Genomic DNA, 24,952 nt, shown 5'->3' with positions numbered 1-24,952 from the left:
TTACTCGGCAAGAAAATCCAATATATAAGCATTAATTTCTTTTTTCTGTCTTTTATTTCCTCTGTCATTCATGTCATTATGAATGGTATTGGGGAGTTTAATAATTTTTATTCCGAACTTTTTCTGCTCTTCAACAGTAGGTAAAACTCCCTCGTCAGCAGGCTGGTCGCTGGAACGAAGCGAGTAGATTTTAGGCTGAAAAGTTCTGGGTAATTCCATTCTGCGGTTGTCCAATGAAATTATTTTATTGGCCAAATTTGGGTATTTATGAGCAAATAAAACCGTCATATCGCCTCCATTGGAATGTCCAACTAGGTTTACATATTTGAAATCTAATTCTGGTTTTATTCTTTTCAATTCATTAAGAACAAACAGGATATTCTCTGCTCCTCTTTCCCAATTTGATCGTCGTACCACTTGAGGAATTCCTGTCAAAGGCAATAAATCATCGGTTGGTAATTCATGCTGAATACTCACTACAAAATAGCCTTTGGACGCTAATTTTTTCGTCAGATAGGAATACGATTTATTCGCACCCGGTTTATTTTCTGCATAACCGTGACTTACAATTACCAATTGTTGATTTAAAATTTTATCCTTTACAATTTGGGAATAAAACGCAACCGGAATCAACCTGTTTCTAGAACTGTCCAACCAATTGGCACTATCTGATTTGACCTCAAATGCTTGGTTATTGACTTCAGCATTGGTTGTGTTTTTATGGGATGTACAACTTAACAAAAAGAAACAAAACAGTATTTGCAGGTATATTTTCATGTGAATTTGGAGCATTTATCTGATTGAAAAATGGTTTTTAAAATGACAGTATTGATTTATTATTCTAAATCAAAGCCAACAATTCTTTTAAAACCTGACAGATCATTTTAGCCAAAAGTAACGATAACGCAATAAGTGCACTCATTTTATAGCGGTTTATTTTTTGTAAAGTTAATCTTAAAAAATAAAAAAAACATCACCTAAAACAGTGATATTTTGTTCCCTGATTAAAACAGCATTCTGAAGAAATTCCTATTCTGTTTTTCATAAAAATTACAATCTTTAAAATACCGTTTCTTTTAATTTATTTAAAAAAATAAGTTAAAGTAGCATACTTCATCACTCTTTTACTTAATTTTATGACTTGGAAACAGCGTTATTTTTTGGCTGTTTTTACACTAATAAAGAACATTCAGTACATGAGAACACTTGTTATAGGCGATATCCACGGTGGTTTACGAGCATTGCACCAAATTATGGAGAGAGCCAACGTTACTAAAAACGACACTCTGATTTTTCTGGGAGATTATGTTGATGGCTGGAGCCAATCCCCTCAGGTACTCGATTTTATAATTGATTTAAAAACCAAACAAAATTGCGTTTGCATTCGCGGGAATCATGATGATTTATTGCTGGAATGGCTTGACGAAAGTAAAGACAATCTGTTGTGGTACAAACATGGTGGTGAAGCGACTGTTTTGGCCTACGAATCCGTTAGCGCAGAAACTAAGCAAAAACATATTGAATTCTTGAAATCATTAGAAAATTTTTATCTGGACGAGCAACGCCGTTTGTTTGTTCATGCTGGTTTTACCAATATGAACGGTGTTGATTTTGAATATTTTCCAGGGCTTTTTTATTGGGATAGAACCTTATGGGAAACAGCTTTGGCATTAGACAAAACCCTGAAAACGGATGACATTTTCTACCCAAAACGCCTTACGCTATACAACGAAATTTATATTGGTCACACGCCCGTTACGCGAATAGGCGAAACAACCCCAATTCAAAAGGAAAATATTTGGAATGTGGATACTGGCGCTGCCTTCAAAGGTCCATTAACCATTATGGATGTTGACACCAAGGAATTTTGGCAAAGCGAACCCTTGAATCAATTGTATTTTGACGAAAAAGGAAGAAATTAGGTTTTATTGCGCTACTTTTGCACCCACTTAAAAAATTAAAAGTATGAAAAAGATTACCACATTAGTATTGCTATTGACAGTTGGTTTGATCAATGCACAGGCTTTCAAAGGAAAAGGAGATGTTAAATTTGATGTTGGAGGTAACTTTCAAAACGGAGGATCTGGAATTCGTGTTTCTTCTGATTTTGGAGTTGGAGAAAACATGTCTTTCGGATTTGTTACTTCTTATTTGTTATCCGTTTCTAATGATGATTTAGGAAACAAACCTGATTTTGGAGACAGAGTAGATATTAAAGGACGATTCAATGCAAACTTGGGAAATGTTTTTCAATTTGATCCAAAGATGGATATTTACCCGGGATTGGATTTAGGGTTACGAAATTTTGGTGCGCATTTAGGATTCCGTTATTTCTTTACCGAAGGTTTTGGTATTTTCTCCGAAGCTGGGATTCCAATCGCAACTTATAAAACGGATGCCGTAGGTTTTGATAAATTGAACAACCAGTTTACGTTTAATATTGGCGCCTCTTTCAATCTGTAAAAAGATTATTTGCAACGTTTACGAAGCAATTTGAATAAAAAAAGGCAATTTGAATGTTCAAATTGCCTTTTTTAATTTGTTCTATTTTGTTGTTACAAATCAAATTTGATTCCTTGTGCCAATGGCAATTGGGTTCCGTAATTGATCGTATTAGTTTGTCTTCTCATGTAGGCTTTCCAGGCATCAGAACCAGATTCGCGTCCGCCACCAGTTTCTTTTTCACCACCAAAAGCACCACCAATTTCTGCTCCTGAAGTACCAATATTTACATTGGCAATTCCACAATCAGAACCCGATTGAGAAAGGAACAATTCCATTTCTCTCATGCTGTTTGTAAAAATAGAAGATGAAAGTCCTTGTGGAACTCCGTTTTGCAATGCAATCGCTTCTTCAATTGTGCTGTATTTCATTACATATAAAATAGGGGCAAAAGTTTCTGTTTGAACGATGTCAAAGTGATTCTCAGCTTCAATGATACATGGTCTCACATAACAACCACTTTCATATCCTTCGCCTTCAACCAATCCGCCTTCAACGATGATTTTTCCGCCTTCTTTTTTGGCACTTTCAATCGCATCCAAATAATCCTTAACAGCTCCTTTATCGATAAGTGGCCCAACGTGATTATTCTCATCTAATGGATTTCCTATTTGCAATTGACCGTACGCGTTTTTCAATACGCTGATGGTTTTGTCATACACACTTTCGTGAATGATTAAACGTCTGGTTGATGTACAACGTTGTCCTGCTGTTCCTACCGCTCCAAAAACGGCTCCAACCAATACCATACTGATATCCGCATGTTCCGAAACGATAATTGCATTGTTTCCTCCTAATTCAAGGATGGTATTTCCAAAACGTTCTGCAACGGTTTTTGATACGTGACGTCCTATTCTAGTTGATCCTGTAAAAGAAACCAATGAAATTCTTTTGTCATTATTGATTAAATTTCCTGATTCGTTTCCAGTTACCAAACAACTAACACCTTCAGGAACATTATTTCTTTTTAAAACTGTTTTGATAATATTTTGACAAGCCACTCCACACAAAGGTACTTTTGAACTTGGTTTCCAAATCGCAACATCACCACAAACCCAAGCAATCATTGCGTTCCAACTCCAAACTGCTACCGGAAAGTTAAACGCCGAAATGATTCCAACTGTTCCTATTGGATGGTATTGCTCATACATTCTGTGCAAAGGTCTTTCAGAATGCATGGTTAATCCGTACAATTGACGGGATAATCCCACCGCAAAATCACAGATATCAATCATTTCTTGTACTTCACCATATCCTTCTTGAAGACTTTTTCCCATTTCATAAGAAACTAGTTTTCCAAGAGGCTCTTTGAATTTTCTTAATTCATCTCCCATCTGACGAACGATATCACCTCTTTTAGGAGCTGGAACCATACGCCATTCTAAAAACGCTTCCGAAGCTTTTTGCATTGCTTTTTCATAATCTTCTTTAGAAGACGTTTTTACTTTTCCAATTAAAGTCCCATCTGCTGGCGAATAACTTTCGATGATTTTTCCGTTGGCAAAATTAGCTGCTCCAGTTGATGTTCCTTCATTTATCTCCTCAATCCCTAATTGCTTAAGGGCTTCTTTGATTCCGAATTGATCTGCCATTGTTATCATTGTAACTTTTTTATTAAAAATTGTTATATTTTTTTACAAATATATTGATTTAAGGTGAAAAACTAAACATTGCTACTTTTATTTTACGCTTTTTAGTCCCGATAAAAGTTGCGTCCTTTTGTAGTCTCGTTTTTTTTACAAGACCACAAAAGATAGAACGAATAGCGGGGCACGAGCGAAGCGAACTAACGAAGTAAATAGCTCCTAAAACTGAAATAAATTCAGCATTAAATTATTTCTTGGCAACAAATCTTGGGTCTGTTTCCATTACACTGCCACATTTTTCGCAGGTTCTCAACTTTTCTGAATTGTAAAAATGTTCAAAATGAGGCAAGAAATCATTCTCGATATTATGCAGTTCAAAATAAACCTCATGTAGCTTGTGATTGCAGGTATCACAAAACCACAATAACCCATCCTTATATCCTTTTCCAGCTCTTTTTCGTTCGATGACAAGTCCTATAGAACCTTCGGAACGTACAGGAGAATGCGGAATTTTAGCAGGATTAAGGTACATATCACCGGCACGCAATTCCATTTCTTTGCGCACACCATCTTCTTGAATAATCACTTTGATGGTGCCTTCAAGTTGGTAAAATAACTCTTCGGTTTCGTTGTAATGATAGTCTTTTCGGGCGTTTGGACCCGCAACAATCATAACGATATAATCACCGGATTCCCTGTACAAGTTTCTATTACCAACTGGTGGTTTTAGGAGATGACGGTTTTCGTTAATCCATTTATTGAGGTTGAAAGGTTTTGCAATTGCCATGATTTTTATTTTAAATGTAAAGTTATGAAATAATAAATCGTTATTTTTTTTCCTTAATCAAATAAATATATACCGGAAAATGGTCGCTAAACCCTATTTCGGTGTTAGAATGTCGCAACGGATACCCTTTATATTGTCCGCTGGTTTGTATCAAAAATGACTTATTATAAATTCCGGCTTTCCAATATCGAAAGCTCGAATAATCTGATTGCAGTAAAGTTTCGGAAACCATTATTTGGTCAAAAACATCCCATGCATCCCGAAATGCGATAGTTCCAAATCCTTTTTTGGCCATTTCTTCGAATGGATTGTAAATCCCAAAAGGAAGTACTTCTGCCTTTTTGGCTTTGGCTCCAAGCCCAAATTTGACACTTTTATTGTACGGACCGTCATTTAAATCGCCCAAAGTAATCACTTTTGCATTTGGATTTATCCGTTGTAAAGAGTCTATTATTTTTCGGTTTAATGCTCCGGCGGCTTCCCGAAACGGACTTGATTTTTTCTCTCCGCCAGAACGGGATGGCCAGTGATTGACAATAATATTGATTTCCTCACCGTCCAGGAATCCGGTTACCAACAATTAATCTCGTGTATAAACCCGATAATTTTTGGTGCTTATTTGCAATTCATCATCTGTTTTTTCTTCAAAACTGGCTTTGGAACTTTCATTCGTATTTCCGCTTTCTTTATAAATGTATAACGGGATATTGCTGTAACTCGTGGGCTGAAATTTCTTTTTTTGATACAACAGCGCCACATCAATTCCTCTTTTGTCGGGCGAATCAAAATGGATGATGCCGTAGTCTTTCTCGATTAATTTGGGTTGCTTGACTAAATCTTCCAAAACGCTTCTGTTCTCAATTTCGCAACCGCCAATAAAAGTGGGCGAATCAGTATTTTCAGCAGAACCTATTTCAGATAAAACGCGGGCTAAATTCCCCAGTTTCTTTTCGTACTTATCAAATGTCCAACGTTGCAAACCGGTTGGCGTCCATTCTTCATCAAAAGTGGCAGGATCATTTATAGTGTCAAAAAGGTTCTCGAAATTATAAAATGCGACGGTATGAATGACGTATTTTTTCTGTTGCGCAATAGATTTTGCTATTGGAAAAAATAAAAAAAGAATAGGAATCCAGTACGTAATTCTCATAGGCATCATTTATTTCCAGTGGTTGATTAGATTCTTTTTTGAATCTGTTTATTGTAAAAATAGTCATTTGGTCGTGAACTTAAAATTATTTTCTAATTGTCTATCTTTGTTTTTGTCTTTTAAGACTCCATGATTCCAATTATTTTAGAAAAACAATAAAACATGAATGCAAACCGATTTACTTTTACACTACACCATTCTGTTTTATATAAATTTCTATTCCTTATTTTTGTTTTACAATCTTTCAACAGTCAAGCCCAATACAAAATGATTACACCACCAAGTTTACAAAAAGGAGATACCGTAGCAATTTTGGCAACAGCCAGAAAAAATATAGATGACAACCTGAAACCCGCTATCGATTTGTTGCACAGTTGGGGACTGGAAGTTGTTATTGGCAGCACCATAGGTTTAGACAACGATCAATTGGCTGGAACTGACGAACAACGCGCTGCCGATTTTCAGCAACAACTGGACAACCCAAATATCAAAGCCATTTGGTGTGTAAAAGGCGGATATGGAACCGTACGCATGATTGATTTATTGGATTTTACTGCGTTCAAAAAAAATCCAAAATGGATTGTTGGGTTTAGCGATGTCACCGTTTTACACAATCATTTGAATACTATGGGTTACAAATCCATTCACGGAATCATGCCAATAACCGCTCCTAGAGCAACTCCTCAAGCCATAGAAACACTGCGAATTGCGTTATTTGGTGAAAAATTGTCGTACGAAATAGATCCTTTCCTGATGAACAGACCCGGAAAAGCTACCGGAGAATTAGTGGGCGGAAATTTATCGATTCTATACAGTTTGTTTGGCTCACCATCAGCGATTGACTGCGCTGATAAAATCTTGTTTATAGAGGATTTAGACGAATATTTGTATCACATTGACCGCATGATGATGAATTTAAAACGAAACGGTTGTCTCGAAAGTATCAAAGGAATTGTTGTGGGTTCCATGACAAAAATGAAGGATAATGATATTCCATGGGGGAAAAATGCCATTGAAATTATCGAGGATGTTACCAAAAAATACAATATTCCTATCTTGTATAATTTTCCAGCCGGTCATATTCAAGACAATAGAGCTTTAATTTTAGGGAATAATGTCACTATTAATGTCAATGAAAAATGCAGTACGCTGGTTTTTGAATAAAGGCAATTTAATTTTTGATTGCAGAAGTTTATAAACTGAATACTGCAACTGAACACTGAAAACTTTTTTATGGCGGAACACAACGAGCTCGGAAAACTTGGAGAAGAAATGGCAGTTGAATTTCTTAGGAAAGACGGCTATACTATTTTAGAAACCAATTGGACCTTTCAAAAAGCCGAAATAGACATTCTTGCCCAGAAAGAAAATACACTCGCCGTTGTTGAAGTCAAAACGCGTTCCTCTTTGGAATTTGGTTTGCCTCAGGATTTTGTAAAACCAAAAAAAATTCAGCTACTTGTAAAGGCCGTAGACGCTTTTGTAAACGAAAGAAATTTAGATGTTGAAGTCCGTTTTGACATAATTGCCATCCATAAAGAAGGTAAATCTTTTGTAATTGAGCACCTTATAGATGCTTTTTTTCATTTTTAAGTAATTTTTTGAATGTTATATTTGTAACAAATTGTTTTTTTATTTACATTTGCCATGTTTTTAACACACAACTAACTAAACTTACAAATCTAACTAACTAAAAAAACTTAGAAATTATGAAAACTGTTTCTTCTATTGTAGAAAATTACATCAAAACAAAGCCTTTCTTGTTGAATGCGTTATCACTTGGAATTATCAATTTAACGTCATTATCCCGAAATATAATGACCGAATTAGAAAGTGAATTTGGCAAAGAAGTAAAACAAGGCGCTGTTGTAATGGCTTTAAAAAGATTAACGGAAGAATTAGACTTCAGGTTAAACCATAAAATTAATAAAGTCATTAAAAATATTGGGGAAATCACCGTTCGTTCTGCTTTGACTGATTATACTTATGCTGCATCAGAAACCGTTTTGAACAAGCAAGCCGACTTAATTACTGACATCAATGCTTTTCCGGATATTTTTTACACTTCCTCCAGAGGTGTGAATGAAACTAATATCGTGGTAAGCAATAGCATCAATCATTTAGTTGACAAGCATTTTGCCAATGAAAAATTGATTCAAAAACTAGACAACCTGGCTTCGATTACGGTAAAATTACCTAAAGAAAATATTGTAGTTCCAGGGATTTACTATTTCATTTTTCAACGTTTGGCTTGGGAAGGAATCATCATCAATGAAGTAATTTCGACTTCTAATGAGTTTACCATTTTAGTGAGTGAAGAACAAGTAGATGTAGCTTTCAAAGTTATTAAGGATTTGAAGAATTAGAAATCTCATATTCTATAATTTTAAAGCTTCCATCCTACTAGGACTGGAAGCTTTTTTATAAAATAATATTCTGTTATTGTATTTCTAAACAGCAGTTTAAAATTACAAATTCGTTCCTCCCGAAACTTCTAAGCGTTGTCCATTCACCCATTTAGCATCGTCTGTACACAAAAATGCTACAACGCTTCCAATGTCATCCGGCAAACCTACACGTCCTAAAGCTGTTAATGAAGCAATCAATTGATTTAATTGTTCGTTATCACGAACGGCACCTCCGCCAAAATCAGTTTCTATTGCACCCGGAGCCACAATATTGACTCTGATTTTTCTTTCGCCCAATTCCTTTGCCTGATATTTCGTCAAGGTTTCCATTGCTCCTTTCATACTTGCATAAGTTGAATATCCCGGAAATGAAAAACGGGTCAATCCTGACGAAATATTTACAATTCCACCACCATCATTCAGTACTTCCAAAGCTTTTTGAGTCAGAAAAAAGGGTCCTTTGAATTGAATATTAACCATATCATCAAATTGAGCTGTACTTGTTGTCGCAAAACTTTCGTGAAGACCAACACCCGCATTGTTGATTAAAAAATCAATTTTTTCGACACCAAAAGTGCTTTTTAAAGCGCTCGCTACATTTTGAAAAAACAAATCAAAACTATTCACATCGGCAACATTCAATTGAATGGCTGCTGCTTTTTGTCCTAGTTTTTCGATTTCGGCAACAACATCATCCGCTTCGGTTTTTTTGCTGTTGTACGTTAGGATTACATCAAGCCCTTTTTTGGCAAGATTCAAAGCCATATCTTTTCCTAATCCACGGCTTCCTCCGGTAACTAATGCTATTTTATTGTTCTTGATTTCCATGTTTATTATTGTTTTAAATTAATACCACAAAATTAATTCAGATGTAAAGCTTACCAATTGTAAATATCAATCCAGAGTTTGCAAAATTCAAATCAATCTCTTTATACTCGAAAAGCGATAGGTGTCAACGTTGTTTGTTTTTTGAAAAAATTAGAAAAATGTGCCAACTCTTCAAAACCGAGTGAATACGCAATTTCCGAAATATTCCAATCGGTTTCTTTTAAAAGAATCTTGGCTTCATGTATTAATCGGTCACTGATTAATTCAGTAGTCGTTTTACCTGTGTTCTCTTTTAAAACTTTATTCAAATGGTTGACATGAATGGACAATCGAGTGGCAAAATCTTTGGCAGATTTCAATTCCAACCGTTGTCGAGGCGACTCTATCGGGAATTGTCTTTCGAGTAATTCCACAAATAAGGAAGAGACTCTGGCTGCCGAATTGTGTTTTGAATATAAAGCAGTTACGGGTTGTAGTTTCTGTCCAAAGTGTATTAACTCCGCTACATAATTCCGAATCAAATCGTATTTATATACATAATCAGAATTGATTTCTTTATGTATCTTTTTGAATATCAAATCAATTTCTATTGCCTCTTCATCAGAAAGCTCAAAAACAGGATAGCCATCTGATTTAAAAATAGGAAGTTCGTCAAGTACAATTCCGCTTTTATCTTTTGTTAAAAACTCGCTCGTAAAAACACAAAAATTTCCAGATTGCTGCGTGTCTTGCGGTACATAATGATACGGAATTTTTGGCGTAGCAAATAAAAGAGCATTCTTTTCAATGTCAATTACTTTATCTGCGTATTCCGCTCTGTTTTTTCCTCGTATCAAGCTTATTTTATAATACGCTCTCCGGTCATAAGGCATAAAAGACTTGTCCTTTAGCCTTTCATAAAGTTCTTTGATATTAAAAACATTGAAATGACCAATCTCTTTTTGGATTCCTTTAGGTAATAATGTATTTGGTTCTGTACTCGAGTTTCCAGAGATTTCCTGGTAAAACTCGTCTATTGATTTTAATTTCATTGGGAATGAATTTGTAAAAATCAAATATACAAATTAAAACCAAAGCCTTCATCCTTTAAAAGGTTGAACGCTTTCGCCAAAATAATTTAGTATATACTCTGCCCGAAAGTCAGCAGATTATTGTCTGGATCAAGTAATGAAAATTCTTTTTGTCCCCAAGGTTTAATCTCTAAAGGTCCATTTGGGTGGATGCTTGTTTTTTTGTCCAATAATGATTGGTACAATTTGTCAATATCATCCGTTCTGATATAAACTTGTCCGTAATTTTCTTTTGGATCAAGTTCTTTAAATTCAAAAAAATGAATTTGAATACTGTCTTTTTGCACCATAAGGTAGCCGTCAAAATCAGCATTCCCATATTCCTCAAAACCCAATTCATTCAAATAGTAGTCTCGCGTAATCGCTTTATTACGCATCGGCAGTTTTGGATTAATATCTGTAAGCATATCTATTTGGATTTAATTTGTTCAATGCAAGTCAAATTTAAAAATAACTCTTCTTTTAATCTCAGTCACTGTCAAATTGAATATTTATCCTCTATTTTCCCAACAACTCCATCAATTCCAAAGCAGTTCTGGTATTCTTTACATTGTCAAAAGTCAACAAAAGTCGTAACCCTGCTGGCGTTTGTTTTTCTTTCATTTTACAAATAGAACTGTGTTTTTGCACAAATTGTAGCACCTGATGAAAACGATTGGACTGGTAATAATCTGATTGTTGATCAGACACAAAATAACCAATCATCTTGCCTTGTTTCATCACTAACTTCTCGATTCCAATGCGAGTCGCAATCCATTTGATACGAATGCTATTCATCAAAGCATTGGCTCGTGGTGGCATTGGACCAAAGCGGTCAATCAATTTATTTTGGAAAATGATGAGTTCTTCTTCATTTTTTACAGCACCTAATTCATTGTACAAACTCAATCGTTCCGAAACGTTATTGATGTATTCATCTGAAAATAATAACTCAAAGTCGGTGTCAATTTGCAGATCTTTTACATATTCTTTGGTCTCCAAATTGTTTTCCTCCGGATACAAATCCTTAAATTCATTTTCTTTCAATTCATCGATGGCTTCGTTCATGATTTTTTGGTACGTATCAAAACCAATTTCGTTGATGAAACCACTTTGTTCGCCTCCCAATAAATCTCCGGCACCACGAATCTCTAAATCTTTCATTGCAATATTGAATCCACTTCCCAGTTCACTAAACTGTTCCAAAGCTTGAATTCTTTTTCTGGCGTCATCTGTCATGGCAGAATACGGCGGACAAATAAAATAGCAAAACGCTTTCTTGTTGCTACGCCCCACTCGACCGCGCATTTGATGTAAATCAGACAATCCAAAGTTATTCGCATTGTTGATAAAAATCGTATTGGCATTAGGAACGTCTAAACCGCTTTCGATAATGGTTGTTGCCACCAAAACATCAAATTCTCCGTTCATGAAAGCCAACATTAATTCTTCCAATTTCTTGCCGTCCATTTGGCCATGACCAATTCCAACTCTGGCATTTGGCACCAAACGCTGAATCATTCCGGCAACTTCCTTGATATTTTCGATTCGATTATTAATGAAAAAAACCTGTCCGTTACGCTGAATTTCATACGAAATCGCATCCCGAATCAACTCTTCACTAAAACCTACTACATTCGTTTCAATAGGATATCTGTTAGGCGGAGGCGTTGTAATTACTGATAAATCGCGCGCTGCCATCAACGAAAACTGCAACGTTCTCGGAATTGGCGTTGCCGTCAATGTCAATGTATCGACATTGGCAGCTATGGTTTTGAGTTTGTCTTTTACATTGACTCCAAATTTTTGTTCCTCATCTACAATCAGCAATCCTAAATCTTTGAAAACTACATTTTTATTTACTAATTGGTGTGTTCCAATCACAATATCGAGTTTCCCTTCGGCTAATTGTTTTAAAGTTTCCGCTTTTTGCTTGGCCGTTCTGAAACGGTTCAAATACCCAATAGAAACCGGCATATCTTTCAATCGTTCCGTAAAAGTGCGGTAATGTTGGTATGCTAAAATCGTTGTTGGTACCAGAATAGCAACTTGTTTACTATTATCCACTGCTTTAAAAGCGGCACGAATAGCGACTTCGGTTTTACCGAAACCTACATCACCACAAACCAAGCGATCCATCGGGCGGTCGCTTTCCATATCAGCTTTTACTTCTGCAGTTGATTTGGTTTGGTCCGGCGTATCTTCGTAAATAAAGGAACTTTCCAGTTCGTTTTGCAAATAACTATCAGGCGCAAACTGGAATCCTTTTTCCAGTCTTCTTTTGGCATACAATTGAATCAAATTGAACGCAATATGTTTGACTCTAGCTTTAGTTTTTTGTTTTAAAATCTTCCAAGCATTCGAACCCAATTTGTAAATTTTGGGTGGCGTTCCGTCCTTTCCGTTGTATTTTGAAATTTTGTGCAGCGAATGAATACTCACGTACACAATATCATTATCGGCATACACGAGCTTTATGGCTTCTTGTGTTTTGCTTTCGACTTGTATTTTTTGTAATCCTCCAAAACGTCCAATTCCGTGATCGATATGCGTCACATAATCCCCAACAGAAAGTGTCGTGAGTTCTTTTAAAGTGATATTCTGTTTTTTCGAATAGCCATTTTTGATGCTGAATTTATGGTAGCGCTCAAAAATTTGATGGTCGGTGTAACAGGTTATTTGGTTTTCCTCGTCGATAAATCCTTGGTACAAAGGCAAAACAACGGTGTGATATTGCTTACGGATATTCTCAGAATTTGCTTCGTCCAAGGTTTCGAAAATATCATGAAATCGTTTGGCTTGAGCATCATTGGAACAAAACAAATAATTTTTGTAGCCGTTGAAATGATTTTCATTCAGATTATTCAACAATAAATCAAATTGTTTGTTGAACGACGGTTGCGGCTGAATGTGAAATTCGAATTTTTTGTTAGTTCTAAAAATAGGTTTACTTCGTCCGTTCGCATCCGCTCGGGTCGAACTCAATTCCACAATGGAGAAATCCAACGCTCTTTTTATAAATTCGGTTTGATTCAAGAACAATTTTTCTGGAGATGACCGTTTTATTTCCTGCGACAATTTTGCGAAAGCTTCTTCGGCTTTGCCAAATTGTTTGTCTAATTGTGATAAAAAATCTTCGGTGTTCTGAATAAAAATTACCGTTTTTTCCGAAATATAATCCAAGAAACTTTCTCGGTTTTCCTGAAAAACTTTATTTTCCACATTGGGAATTATCGTAATCTTTTTTTGCGTTTCAATGGACAATTGCGTCGCTACATCGAAGGTACGAATGCTCTCTACTTCGTCTCCAAAAAACTCAATTCGGTACGGATTATCATTCGAAAATGAAAACACATCAACGATTCCTCCACGAACCGAAAATTCTCCGGGTTCTGTAATGAAATCAACTCTTTTAAATTCATATTCGAACAAAACTTCGTTGATAAAATCGATGGAAATCTTGTCACCAACAGCAACTTTCAACGTGTTTTTATCCAATTCTTTTCGGGTAACCACTTTCTCGAATAAGGCTTCGGGATAGGTGACAATAACGGCCGGTTTTTTACGGGAATTGATTCGGTTTAACACTTCGGCGCGAAGCAAAACATTAGCATTATCAGTTTCTTCAATTTCGTAAGGGCGACGAAATGAACCGGGATAAAAGAGCACATCTTGTTCCCCAATCATTTGTTCCAAATCATTCAAATAATACGCCGCTTCTTCTTTATTGTTTAGAACAATCAAAAAAGGAAGTTCTGCTTTCTTGAAAACAGATCGAATTACAAACGAAAGTGCAGAACCCAAAAGTCCCGACAGTTGCATTTTGACTTGGTTGTTTTCCAATAAACGAGCAACAATTTGCTGGGTTTTTGGCGAATTATCGTAGGTATTGTATAAGGCTGTTTTACTCAACGCGTGGCAGATTTGGGTCGATAACTGGTGTATTAGGAATGGCTCTTGTGGTGTCCATCATTTTCAATAAATCAGATTCCCCTTCTTCAAGCGGAATTCTACTTTTCTCCACAATTTTGTCCATTTGTCTTTGTAACGAAACCAATTCCAAGTTGATTTCTGACACTAATAATATCACTTTTTTATCCGGAATATTATCCAAATGAATGAATAAATCCAACAAACGTACTTTTGTGATTAAAGTCGAAATTCTACTTTTTATTTGAGGTTTATTGTATTCATACGGAATATTGGTGTTCAAAGCCATTACTTTTTTAGAAAGTGCTTTCGATTTTTGCTGAAAAGCGCCAATGGATTTTTTAGGTTTCAAGGCTAGTTCAGCCAAAAAAATACGCCATTCATTCCAGGATGCGATGCTTTTTTCAGAGGCTTCCGTTACAGGCGTGTCATAAAAAACCCAACCTTTCTCTATGTTTTTGAAAATGACTTCTCTTTTTTGCATCTCTTTTTTATTTTCGGCAATACGTTTTTGATTGTCATTTTTACAGGACAACAAAAGAAAAACCAGAGAAAAGAAAACTGCTATTTTATATTTCATGTGTGGCTATTTATCGTTTTTTTAATGGCTGAATGTAATTCACACAGGATCTTAATTTTGTACACTAGAACCAGTTATGCTCCTTTAAAAACTTCCATCAATTAAGGTACAAAGTTACAAAGTAAATTTACAATTACGAATTACAACATAGGAATAACAATCTAATATTGCTAAAGCTATTTTTATGCTTAAAAAATCATAAATTAAGAAACACAACTTCTTTTTAAATGCTATTTTAAGAAATCTATACCCTTTTTCATCAAAATTATGTTATTTACGAAAACGTTATCTTTGTTTTTCAAAACAGACAAAAATGAGTACTAAAATATTGATTATTGGAGCTTGCGGACAAATTGGAACGGAGCTTACCCAAAAGTTGCGGCAACTATACGGAACAGAAAACGTAATTGCTTCGGACATCCGAAAGTTAAATATTGATGTTGTCAATTCCGGTCCATTTGAAGTGGTGAACGCTTTAGATTTCAATCAAATTGAACATTTGGTAGAATTACACCAAATTGACGAAGTGTATTTGATGGCGGCATTATTATCGGCTACAGCCGAGAAAAACCCGGCATTTGCTTGGGACTTAAATATGAATTCGTTGTTTCACGTTTTGAATTTGGCGAAAGCCGGAAAAATAAAAAAAATATTCTGGCCTTCGAGTATTGCGGTTTTTGGACCAACAACTCCTAAAGAAAATACGCCACAATACACGATAATGGAACCTTCAACGGTGTACGGAATCAGCAAACAAGCAGGCGAAAGATGGTGCGAATACTACCATAATATCTTTGGTGTAGATGTAAGAAGCATCCGTTATCCGGGTTTAATCAGCTGGTCATCGCCTCCTGGTGGCGGAACTACGGATTATGCAGTAGATATTTTTCACAAAGCACTTTCGGATAAAACATACGAATGCTTTTTATCTTCAGAAACTAAAATGCCGATGATGTATATGGATGATGCCATTGCTGCGACCATTCAAATTATGCAAGCGCCGGTAGAGCAAATAAAAATTCATTCTTCGTATAATCTAGCTGCAATGAGCTTTACGCCAACGGAGATTGCTGCCGAAATCAAGAAACACATTCCTGAATTTACAGTTACTTACAAACCGGATTTCCGTCAAAAAATAGCCGACAGTTGGCCAGCGAGTATTGATGACGCTGAAGCCAGAAAAGACTGGAACTGGAAACATGAATTTGATTTGGAATCAATGACAGTGGATATGCTGGAGCATTTGAAATAATTTCCTTAAAAATAAAACCAAAAAAAAGTCTAGTTCAAGAACTAGACTTTTTTTATGGAGTTTAGATAAATTTTACTTTATCTCATAAGTGTTATTTTCCATTTTTAAATCGGCCATTAACCCACTTGGATCAATCGTTATTTTCTTGATAGAAGCTTTCGATTTAGCAATGTTAAATTCAAAAGTTGGATACGCCCAAGCCCAATCATTCAAAACCGTTCTTTTTACTGTAGGATTTGGATTTTCTTTTTCAAAACTCATCATGCGCAACGGGATGTAGAAACTTTCTGTTGTTCCGTCTGTATATTCCACTGTCAAATCTATCGGCATTGGCATTCTTCCAATTCTTTCTAGAGTAACGGTTGTTTTATCCGCATTTTCCTTTACTTCTTTGATACCATAATCAATAGTATTGGTAGTTTCAGTCCAATCCACTAAATACCAATCCAGATTTGCTCCAGAAACTCTTTCGGCAGATCTTTTGATATCATTTGGCGTAGGATGTTTGAATTTGAAATCGCTATAATATTTTTTCAACGTTTTAAATAAATTTTCTTTTCCTATTAAGTATATCAATTGTGCTAAGAAAATTTCACCTTTACTGTAGGAAGTAACGCTGTAGACTCTGTTTTCATCAAAACGATCCGCATGAGTTCCTTGTGGCAATTCTTTTCCTGAATTTACCATTGCAAAATACCCTTTATAAGCTGCTGCAAATGGGTTTTCTACTTTTTTATCGGCAATTTCATTAAGTCCAAAATCTTCCAGGAATGAGGTAAATCCTTCATCCATCCATCCGTGTTTTGATTCATTGGAAGCCAAAATATGCTGGAACCAAGAATGTGCCATTTCATGTGCGGTTACTCCTAGCAACCCATCAAACGTACCTTGACCCAAAATCAACGTACACATGGCATATTCCATTCCACCATCGCCACCTTGAATCACAGAATATTGTTTGTACGGATAATCACCAACCGTTTTGTTGTAAATTTCCATTAACTGAACCGTTTTTGGTTGCAGGTTTTTCCAGTTTTGAATGTATTTTGGATTGTTTTTATACAAGAAATGCAAGTCAACACCATTAGGTGCTTTTACTACATCATGAATATAATTCTTATCAGCAGCCCAAGTAAAATCATGAACCATTGGCGCATTAAAATGCCAAGTCAATGTTTTTGTTTTCTTTGGAACAGACACAACAACACCTTGGTCTTGATAACCGTGACCAATTTCGTTTTTATTTTGCAAATAACCGGTACCTCCTAAAACATAATCTTTATCAATAGTAATGTTTACGTCAAAATTTCCCCAAACGCCATGAAATTCTCTTGCTATATAAGGATCAGCATGCCAACCTTCAAAATCAAATTCAGCCAGTTTTGGATACCATTGCGCCATTGATAATTCTACGCCTTCGGCATTATTTCTTCCGGAACGACGAATTTGAATGGGAACCTGACCATCAAAATCTAATGTGAATGTAGTTTTTGAATTTGGTAGAATTGGCTTAGCCAAAGTCACTTCAAGGATAGTCCCAATCTCTTTTGCACTAGCAACTGCTCCGTCTTGCTTGAAATTAGAAATTCGCAAGTAACCAATTTCATTTGGTTTCAAATTTTTAATGCGGCTTTCTTTGACTTCTTTATCACCAACTTTTACTTTGGTGACCATTCTGCCATCTGGATCTTTGATGCTTTGGATTCTGGCATCCATTTCGCTTCCGGGCTGAAAGGCATTATTAAATAGGTGATAATATACTTTTCTCAAAGAATCAGGAGAATTATTGGTGTAAACCAATTCCTGTTTTCCTTTGTATTGGTATGTTTTTACATCCATGGACACATCCATTTTGTAATCGACATGCTGCTGCCAATACGTACCGTTTTGAGCCAAAAGACTTCCAAAACTTAAGGATAAAATAGAAACTAAAAGTAATTTTTTCATGTAGGTTAAAATAAAAATGGAAGGGCAAATTGCCCTTCCAAAAGTAATGAATTCTTAAAATATTATTTAGACATTTTTTCTGCCATCAGTAAAGCGTTGTATGCATTTACTATTTTTCCTGATTTAGACAGAGCAGTAAAAGAACGTGTGTCATTTGCTTTTCCTCCTACAATAACATCCGTTGTAATTGCAACTCCTGAATCCATCAAAATATGCTTCACTTGTTGAGCAGATAATTTTGGATAGTACGAACGAATTAAAGCGGCAACTCCGGCAGCATTTGGTGCAGCCATTGAAGTCCCTTGTAAATATTTATAAGTATTGTTTGGAGTTGTAGCGTAGATTTTTACTCCAGGAGCAAAAACGTCTACATTAATTTTTCCAATGTTAGAAAAACGAGCCACCACTTTATTTCCGTATTCAAAATTCAATGCACCAATTGTGATTAAATTATCTGCAAACTCTGTTACTTTATCTTCAGAATCGTTAGGGAAGTTTTCTGTATAATCAATATCCTTAGCATCATTACCTGCTGCGTGAACAATCAATACATCTTTTTTCTCAGCATATTTTATCGCATCATAAACCCATTGTTTATGTGGAGAGAAGCTTTTTCCAAAACTTCCGTTGATTACTTTGGCACCATTATCTACTGCATAACGAATTCCAAGTGCAATATCTTTATCATATTCATCACCGTCTGGCACGGCACGAACGGTAAGAATCTGAACATTATTAGCAACACCATCACCCCCTAATACGTTGTTTCTAGTTTGAGCAACAATTCCGGCAACGTGCGTTCCATGAAGAATCTCGTTCTTGTCTGGCCCCATCACATTATTGTTTCCGTATTTTGTATCAGTGATATCATTTGGATTATCTCCTACTACTTTACGGTAATCTGTTTTCAGATTGTCTCCGTTTATAAGTGCAACCTGATCCTCTAGTTGTTTTTGAACAGCAACTTTTAGTTCCGCTATTGGCAATCCATAAGAAAGCATTTGTTGCATAGCTGCTTTGCTCTTTTGTGTTGCCGGTTCTTGCGAAACAATTGCATTTACCTCCTCAATTGTGTAAACTGGTTTACCAAAATGTTTTGCCAAAACAGCATCACTTGCAGCAATAGTTTCTAACATTTGCTCTGAGCGTGTTTTTCCTGCAACTGCATCAGCAATTTTTTTATCATTCAATGCTTTAGCCTCTTGATACGTAGCGCCATCAACTAAGGTTTTATCTTTAATGATTCTTTCATATTCCAGATTCTCTTTGGTACTATCTCCAAGAAAATTCCATCCATGAATATCATCGATATATCCGTTTTTGTCATCGTCAATTCCGTTTCCGGCGATTTCTTTTGTATTGGTCCAAAGTACCGATTTCAAATCTTCGTGTTCGATATCTACACCAGAATCTACAATTCCAACAATAACTGGAACGCCTTTTTTGCCTTTCAATAATTCAGCATAAGCCTTGTCAACACTCATTCCAGGAATAGTATCAGTTACGATATCCAGATGACTCCATCTTTTTAAGTCATTTTCAGCAATTGGTGCCTTTTTTTTAATGTTTAAAGGTGCGCTTATGGCAACTAGATCAGAATTAGTGGTATTTGAAACTTGTTTTGAAGCACCACATCCTACTAATGCTAAAAGAGCAAAAGCAGAAATGTAAATAGGTTTAATGGTATTCATCGAAAATGTTTTTGTTAATTTTGAAATATTTGTCTAAAATAATTTTTTTTGTTACAAAAGGAGTTATGATTAACACTATGTTAAGATTTGTTCGCAAGTAAAAACTTCAGCCAACCGAACGCCTTTTTCTGTTTTTTGTACGGTTATTATTTCATTATGCGCGTCGTGCTCCAAGAACAAATAATAATTATTATCAGCCGCCGCATTCATGAATTTTTCTTTTTCTGGCATGGTCAATAAAGGTCGGGTGTCATATCCCATCACATACGGAATTGGAATATGCCCGGCTGTTGCCAATAAATCAGCGCAAAAAACGATTGTCTTATCCTTATATTGAATGTGCGGAATCATTTGCTTCTCGGTATGTCCATCAGCAAAGAAGATGCCAAAACCCAGTTCTGATGTTGCCAAAAAATCTCCTTCCGGTTTTTGGATGAAATGCAGCTGCCCACTTTCCTGCATCGGCAAAATATTTTCGGATAGAAAAGACGCTTTTTCTCTGACATTGGGTTTTGTTGCCCATTCCCAGTGATTTTCATTAGACCAGAATTTAGCATTTTTAAACGCCGGTTCATAACCGGTTTTATCAGCGTTCCATTGAACACTCCCGCCGCAATGGTCAAAATGCAAATGCGTCATAAAAACATCGGTGATATCGTCACGATGAAAACCATATTTTGCCAACGATTTATCCATGGAATGTGTTCCCCAAAGCGAATAATAACCAAAAAACTTCTCTGATTGTTTGTTTCCCATTCCGGTATCAATCAAAATCAATCGGTTGCCATCTTCAATCAATAAACAGCGAGCTGCAATATCAATCAGGTTATTTTCATCGGCTGGATTGGTTTTATTCCAAATAGTCTTTGGCACTACGCCAAACATTGCGCCACCATCAAGTTTAAAATTTCCGGTTTCTATAGGGTATAGTTTCATAAGAATTTAATTAATTACAAATAAACTCAAATATAAAGGATTTGATGCTAAAAGCGAGTTAAAAGCATCGTTTTGAAGTAGAATTTGTAATAAATAAAGAATATTCTGCTGATACTAAAAAAAAACCCATTCGGAACGTAATTTTATGTTCTGAATGGGTGGTAATGAGGTTTTATAATGATTAATTACTCTTTTATCTGTTGAAACAAATCGTATAATTTTGAATTTTCGGCAGACTGAAAAGATTTCGTTTTTATCATTTTATTAATATACTGAATCCTATCTATAGTTACTGGATGTGAACTTAGGAATTCAGGAATTGAAATAGTATTTTCTCTCTGTAAACGTTTAAAAAGAGTTGACATTCCTTTTGGATTAACACCATTGGAAGTTACTATTTTAAATCCTTCAATATCAGCTTCCCGTTCAAATTCTCTCGAAAAGGAGAGCGACTGTAATGTATTTACATTTTCCCCGAGTACAGCCATGACTCCATTTGCATCACCTAAAACGGTTGAAATAAACAAATAGCCTGACAAATTTCTGCACAACATTTTCATCGAATGTCTATGATTTACATGGGCAACTTCGTGACCGATTAAGCCCGCAAGTTCATCGTAATTTTTCATAGAATTAATAATTCCGGTATAAACAACTATACTACCATCAGGAAGCGCAAAAGCATTCATAATATCCGAATCAATTACGGTGAATTTTAATTGTTTGGTATTTTTTAGCTTCAATTCTTTGGCAAACAAATTCAAAGCTTTTGTTTTCTTTGTGTTAATGGTGCCTAAAAATGTGTTCTCTTCAAAAAATGTATTTCCTAATGCATCATCATAGCTATCCGGAATTAAAAACACTGATTTTTCACCTACCCAAGGGATTGCATATAAATAGCACAAAGCAACAAATCCAATAATAAATACAGCTATCCCCAAATGTATTTTAGTACCAAGATCTAACATTTTTTGGTACCAGCCAAGATGTCCATTTGTGTTTCTAAAAATAGTTAATTCACTAATGAACTGAGCATCTTCAATCTTTAGAATCTGAACGGGATCGTTTCCATGTTGAAGTTCTAATAGGGCTCTTCTTTTATTAAAAGTTACAGCTGCTAATTCCCAAGTATACGTTTCGTTATTGAGGTTTTCAAAAATAAAAACCTCTTTTTGTGTATCAAAAATTAATACAACCTCCTGTGAAACAGAAGATGCACCATCATAAAAGACTCCAATTATTTTTTTCTTCATTGGTCTACATTACAAAATCTAAGTCTAAGAAGTCACTAATGTCTTCTCCAGTAGCATCTTTGAAATTTTCTTCAGTTTGATGAATAGTATTCAAATCAATAGTTCCTTCTAATTCAATATTTTCAAAAAGGTATTTCAGAGTTCGGGTAACAACCCATGCATAGCCAAGTCCAAGTGTAAAGATGATAATTAGTATATTTATAATGGCTAATTTGAAAAATCCACCACCTGTTACAGTTGAATTTAAGTTAATTTCTTTGCCGTCTTTATTTAAACTTAAATTATCAATGTAATATTCAAATAATTCTTTCTGCCACCAAAAAAGATAAATACCAAGGGTGAAAATACTTAAAAAATAACCTTTCAGATTGAGCATGAAATAATCACCTCCATCACCATTATACTCAAATTCAGCATCGCCAAAGCGAACATTTCCTAATAAATATTGTCTTAAATTCATTGTCATCCAAGAACCATAAATTCCGAATGTGATAATGGTAAAGAAAATCCATTTGAAGAAATTCACGGTAAGTTCTTTTTTGTCTCCTCTATAACCAAATCGGATACCTCTCCAAGAAGTTCTTGACATTCTATATCGGTATGAACCATGAATAGCTAAAGGTAAAATAGCCAAAAATCCCAAGTAAAACAAAAGCAATCCTACGAATGGAAATTTCAGATATAAAAACAAAAACAATAAGCCGTAAAGCACTAAGAAAATTAAGATTGCTTTTATAAAACCTTTAAACATTTCTTTACCGGTACCGTGAAAAGAAAACGAATCTCCGTTTAAAGATGTCGCTCCATAAAGGAACTGTAGTTGTTTGGCTTTGGCCCATGGATAATAAATTCCCAGAGTAACAATAGTCAATAACCAATTGACGATTACCACGCCAAAAAAGTCTTTGCCATTTCCTTGAAATTCTAGTTTATAAGTAGGACGAGATTCTAAAGGATTTTCCATAATTTTTATTATTAGTAATTTGGTTACAAGTAAATATTTTTTAAATATAGATTTAATTTTGATAATCAGGATATAAAATAGCTTTTTTCTATTTTTGCATTAGTTATAAAAATGTTATCAATTATGGAAAAAGCTTTTTATACACTATCTTTGTGCTTAATTTAGACAAAATCAATATAAGCTATGATAAAAGTTTCTGACACAGCAAGAAAAAAAATCATCGATTTAATGAAAGATGATGGTTTTGATGCTGCAATTGACTACGTAAGAGTAGGTGTAAAAAGCGGCGGATGTTCTGGATTGTCTTATGATTTAAAATTTGATAAAACAAAAAGCGACGACGATAAAATTTTTGTAGACAACGATATCACTATCGCTGTAGAAAAAAAATCTTTTCTATACCTAGCCGGGACAATTTTAGAATTTTCAGGTGGAATAAACGGAAAAGGATTTGTTTTCAATAACCCAAACGCAAACAGAACTTGTGGTTGCGGAGAATCATTTTCATTATAGTCGAATGTCGAAAGTCATAAAGTCGAAAGACTTGCAATGACTTTAAAACTTTAGACTTTAAAACTTTAAGACAAAAAATATGTCAAAATACACAGAAGACGACTTAAAAATCGAACTCGAAAATAAAGAATACGAATACGGATTTTACACCGAATTAGAATCAGAAACGTTTCCTATTGGTTTAAATGAAGATATCGTTCGCGCCATTTCGCACAAAAAAGGAGAACCACAATGGATGACCGACTGGCGTCTGGAGGCTTTTCGTGCTTGGGAGCTAATGACAGAGCCAGAATGGGCAAATGTGCATTATACCAAACCTGATTTTCAGGCCATTTCCTATTATTCCGCTCCAAAAGCGGTAGATCCTAATAAGACATTGGACGATGTAGATCCGGAACTTTTAGAAATGTACAAAAAGTTAGGTATCTCTGTCGATGAGCAAAAGATGATGAATAATGTAGCGATGGACATCGTTGTTGATTCGGTTTCAGTAGCGACTACTTTCAAGAAAACATTAGGAGAAAAAGGAATTATCTTCATGAGTATTTCTGAAGCCATCAAAGAGCATCCAGAATTGGTTCGTAAATATTTAGGAACGGTTGTACCACAAAAAGACAACTTTTATGCAGCCTTGAATTCGGCTGTTTTCTCTGATGGGTCTTTCTGTTATATTCCAAAAGGTGTTCGTTGCCCAATGGAACTTTCGACATATTTTAGAATCAATCAAGCAGGAACAGGACAATTCGAAAGAACATTATTAGTTGCCGATGAAGGCAGTTATGTTTCTTACCTTGAAGGTTGTACTGCTCCAAGTCGTGATGAAAATCAATTACACGCTGCTGTAGTGGAACTAATCGCTTTGGACGATGCCGAAATCAAATATTCAACCGTACAAAACTGGTATCCTGGAAACAAAGAAGGAAAAGGTGGGGTTTATAATTTTGTGACCAAAAGAGGAATCTGTGAGAAAAACGCAAAAATCTCTTGGACACAAGTTGAAACCGGTTCAGCGATAACTTGGAAATATCCTTCGGTTATATTAAAAGGAGATAATTCAACAGGAGAATTTTATTCGATTGCGGTTACCAATAATTTCCAACAAGCCGATACGGGAACAAAAATGATTCATTTAGGTAAAAACACTAAATCGACCATTATTTCTAAAGGAATTTCGGCCGGAAGATCACAAAACAGTTATAGAGGTTTAGTTCGAATTTCACCAAACGCAGATAACGCCAGAAACTTTTCACAATGTGACTCGTTGTTAATGGGGAATAATTGTGGCGCACATACTTTTCCTTATATCGAAAGTAAAAATCCATCGGCAAAAATAGAACATGAGGCTACGACAAGTAAAATTGGCGAAGACCAAGTTTTCTATTGCAACCAACGTGGAATTCCAACTGAAAAAGCAATCGCTTTAATTGTAAATGGTTTCAGTAAAGATGTATTGAATAAGTTACCAATGGAATTCGCCGTAGAAGCACAAAAATTATTAGAAATTTCGTTAGAAGGATCTGTAGGATAAAATTTGTTTAAAATTTAAGGTTTAAAGTTGAGCAACTTATGATTAACT

Annotated in this window: 21 protein-coding genes and 1 pseudogene; 8 read left to right on the top strand and 14 right to left on the bottom strand. The window is 35.3% G+C overall.

What is annotated here, in order from left to right; translation table 11 throughout:
• Entirely contained in the window at window positions 1-792 is a 792-nt protein-coding gene (locus QLS31_RS01400) for an alpha/beta hydrolase (protein WP_282742009.1), read from the bottom strand.
• A 404-nt stretch (window positions 793-1,196) separates the two neighbouring features.
• Here QLS31_RS01400 and QLS31_RS01395 point away from each other — a divergent pair, with 404 nt between their 5' ends.
• Both QLS31_RS01395 and QLS31_RS01390 read left to right on the top strand, forming a co-directional pair.
• On the top strand, window positions 1,197-1,922 hold the full coding sequence (locus QLS31_RS01395) for a metallophosphoesterase family protein (RefSeq protein WP_282742007.1): 726 nt from the start codon (window positions 1,197-1,199) through the stop codon (window positions 1,920-1,922).
• 43 nt (window positions 1,923-1,965) lie between these two features.
• Window positions 1,966-2,463 (top strand): DUF6646 family protein, encoded by a 498-nt coding sequence (locus QLS31_RS01390; RefSeq protein WP_099714072.1) that lies wholly within the window; start codon window positions 1,966-1,968, stop codon window positions 2,461-2,463.
• 92 nt (window positions 2,464-2,555) lie between these two features.
• Here QLS31_RS01390 and QLS31_RS01385 read toward each other — a convergent pair whose 3' ends face one another.
• The 3 genes and pseudogenes from QLS31_RS01385 to QLS31_RS01375 all read right to left on the bottom strand — a co-directional run bounded on the left by QLS31_RS01385 (window position 2,556) and on the right by QLS31_RS01375 (window position 6,025).
• Window positions 2,556-4,103 carry an aldehyde dehydrogenase family protein gene (locus QLS31_RS01385; RefSeq protein ID WP_282742005.1) on the bottom strand — a complete coding sequence of 516 codons (1,548 nt, stop codon included), beginning with the start codon at window positions 4,101-4,103 and terminating at the stop codon, window positions 2,556-2,558.
• Window positions 4,104-4,335: 232 nt separating this feature from the next.
• On the bottom strand, window positions 4,336-4,875 hold the full coding sequence (locus QLS31_RS01380; RefSeq protein ID WP_282742003.1) for a 3-hydroxyanthranilate 3,4-dioxygenase: 540 nt from the start codon (window positions 4,873-4,875) through the stop codon (window positions 4,336-4,338).
• 40 nt (window positions 4,876-4,915) lie between these two features.
• A pseudogene (locus QLS31_RS01375) lies at window positions 4,916-6,025 on the bottom strand (endonuclease/exonuclease/phosphatase family protein).
• Window positions 6,026-6,292: 267 nt separating this feature from the next.
• On the opposite strand from QLS31_RS01375, the gene QLS31_RS01370 reads away from it, so the two are divergent.
• From QLS31_RS01370 to QLS31_RS01360, 3 genes are all read left to right on the top strand, one after another.
• A complete protein-coding gene (locus QLS31_RS01370) occupies window positions 6,293-7,189 on the top strand; it encodes an LD-carboxypeptidase (RefSeq protein ID WP_199074826.1) in 897 nt (298 codons plus the stop codon).
• Window positions 7,190-7,258: 69 nt separating this feature from the next.
• Window positions 7,259-7,618 (top strand): YraN family protein, encoded by a 360-nt coding sequence (locus QLS31_RS01365; RefSeq protein ID WP_099714068.1) that lies wholly within the window; start codon window positions 7,259-7,261, stop codon window positions 7,616-7,618.
• 116 nt (window positions 7,619-7,734) lie between these two features.
• Window positions 7,735-8,391, top strand: a complete 657-nt coding sequence (locus QLS31_RS01360) for an aspartate kinase (protein ID WP_099714067.1) — start codon at window positions 7,735-7,737, stop codon at window positions 8,389-8,391.
• Window positions 8,392-8,493: 102 nt separating this feature from the next.
• Here the strand turns inward: QLS31_RS01360 and QLS31_RS01355 are convergent, their stop codons facing one another.
• From QLS31_RS01355 to QLS31_RS01335, 5 genes are all read right to left on the bottom strand, one after another.
• A complete protein-coding gene (locus tag QLS31_RS01355) occupies window positions 8,494-9,261 on the bottom strand; it encodes an SDR family oxidoreductase (RefSeq protein WP_282742000.1) in 768 nt (255 codons plus the stop codon).
• 101 nt (window positions 9,262-9,362) lie between these two features.
• Window positions 9,363-10,292 (bottom strand): helix-turn-helix transcriptional regulator, encoded by a 930-nt coding sequence (locus QLS31_RS01350; protein ID WP_282741998.1) that lies wholly within the window; start codon window positions 10,290-10,292, stop codon window positions 9,363-9,365.
• A gap of 86 nt (window positions 10,293-10,378) precedes the next feature.
• Window positions 10,379-10,738, bottom strand: coding sequence for a VOC family protein (locus QLS31_RS01345; RefSeq protein WP_121343057.1), 360 nt, complete (start codon window positions 10,736-10,738; stop codon window positions 10,379-10,381).
• Between the two features lie 91 nt (window positions 10,739-10,829).
• Window positions 10,830-14,222 (bottom strand): transcription-repair coupling factor, encoded by a 3,393-nt coding sequence (gene mfd, locus QLS31_RS01340; RefSeq protein WP_282741995.1) that lies wholly within the window; start codon window positions 14,220-14,222, stop codon window positions 10,830-10,832.
• Window positions 14,215-14,820 (bottom strand): hypothetical protein, encoded by a 606-nt coding sequence (locus QLS31_RS01335; protein WP_282741993.1) that lies wholly within the window; start codon window positions 14,818-14,820, stop codon window positions 14,215-14,217. Before QLS31_RS01335 ends, mfd begins: the two co-directional genes overlap by 8 nt.
• Window positions 14,821-15,133: 313 nt before the next feature.
• Between QLS31_RS01335 and QLS31_RS01330 the strand changes: the two genes are divergently transcribed.
• The gene (locus QLS31_RS01330; protein WP_282741992.1) at window positions 15,134-16,072 is read left to right on the top strand and encodes an L-threonine 3-dehydrogenase; all 939 of its coding nucleotides are present in this window, start codon (window positions 15,134-15,136) and stop codon (window positions 16,070-16,072) included.
• A gap of 72 nt (window positions 16,073-16,144) precedes the next feature.
• Here the strand turns inward: QLS31_RS01330 and QLS31_RS01325 are convergent, their stop codons facing one another.
• From QLS31_RS01325 to QLS31_RS01305, 5 genes are all read right to left on the bottom strand, one after another.
• Window positions 16,145-18,019, bottom strand: coding sequence for a M1 family metallopeptidase (locus QLS31_RS01325; RefSeq protein ID WP_282741990.1), 1,875 nt, complete (start codon window positions 18,017-18,019; stop codon window positions 16,145-16,147).
• 62 nt (window positions 18,020-18,081) lie between these two features.
• On the bottom strand, window positions 18,082-19,710 hold the full coding sequence (locus QLS31_RS01320) for a S8 family peptidase (protein ID WP_282741988.1): 1,629 nt from the start codon (window positions 19,708-19,710) through the stop codon (window positions 18,082-18,084).
• 75 nt (window positions 19,711-19,785) lie between these two features.
• Window positions 19,786-20,646, bottom strand: a complete 861-nt coding sequence (locus tag QLS31_RS01315) for an MBL fold metallo-hydrolase (RefSeq protein WP_282741986.1) — start codon at window positions 20,644-20,646, stop codon at window positions 19,786-19,788.
• Between the two features lie 185 nt (window positions 20,647-20,831).
• Entirely contained in the window at window positions 20,832-21,899 is a 1,068-nt protein-coding gene (locus tag QLS31_RS01310) for a M48 family metallopeptidase (protein WP_282741984.1), read from the bottom strand.
• A gap of 4 nt (window positions 21,900-21,903) precedes the next feature.
• A complete protein-coding gene (locus QLS31_RS01305; protein ID WP_282741982.1) occupies window positions 21,904-22,863 on the bottom strand; it encodes a DUF898 family protein in 960 nt (319 codons plus the stop codon).
• A gap of 183 nt (window positions 22,864-23,046) precedes the next feature.
• On the opposite strand from QLS31_RS01305, the gene QLS31_RS01300 reads away from it, so the two are divergent.
• Together QLS31_RS01300 and sufB are read left to right on the top strand one after the other, a co-directional pair.
• Window positions 23,047-23,376 carry an iron-sulfur cluster assembly accessory protein gene (locus QLS31_RS01300; protein ID WP_099714058.1) on the top strand — a complete coding sequence of 110 codons (330 nt, stop codon included), beginning with the start codon at window positions 23,047-23,049 and terminating at the stop codon, window positions 23,374-23,376.
• Window positions 23,377-23,455: 79 nt separating this feature from the next.
• Window positions 23,456-24,904, top strand: coding sequence for a Fe-S cluster assembly protein SufB (gene sufB / locus QLS31_RS01295; protein WP_282741980.1), 1,449 nt, complete (start codon window positions 23,456-23,458; stop codon window positions 24,902-24,904).
• Window positions 24,905-24,952: the final 48 nt, after the last annotated feature.

The organism is Flavobacterium sp. XS2P24 (assembly GCF_030010285.1).
GTDB lineage: Bacteria > Bacteroidota > Bacteroidia > Flavobacteriales > Flavobacteriaceae > Flavobacterium > Flavobacterium algoritolerans.
This window is presented reverse-complemented; position numbering and strand designations above follow the sequence as displayed.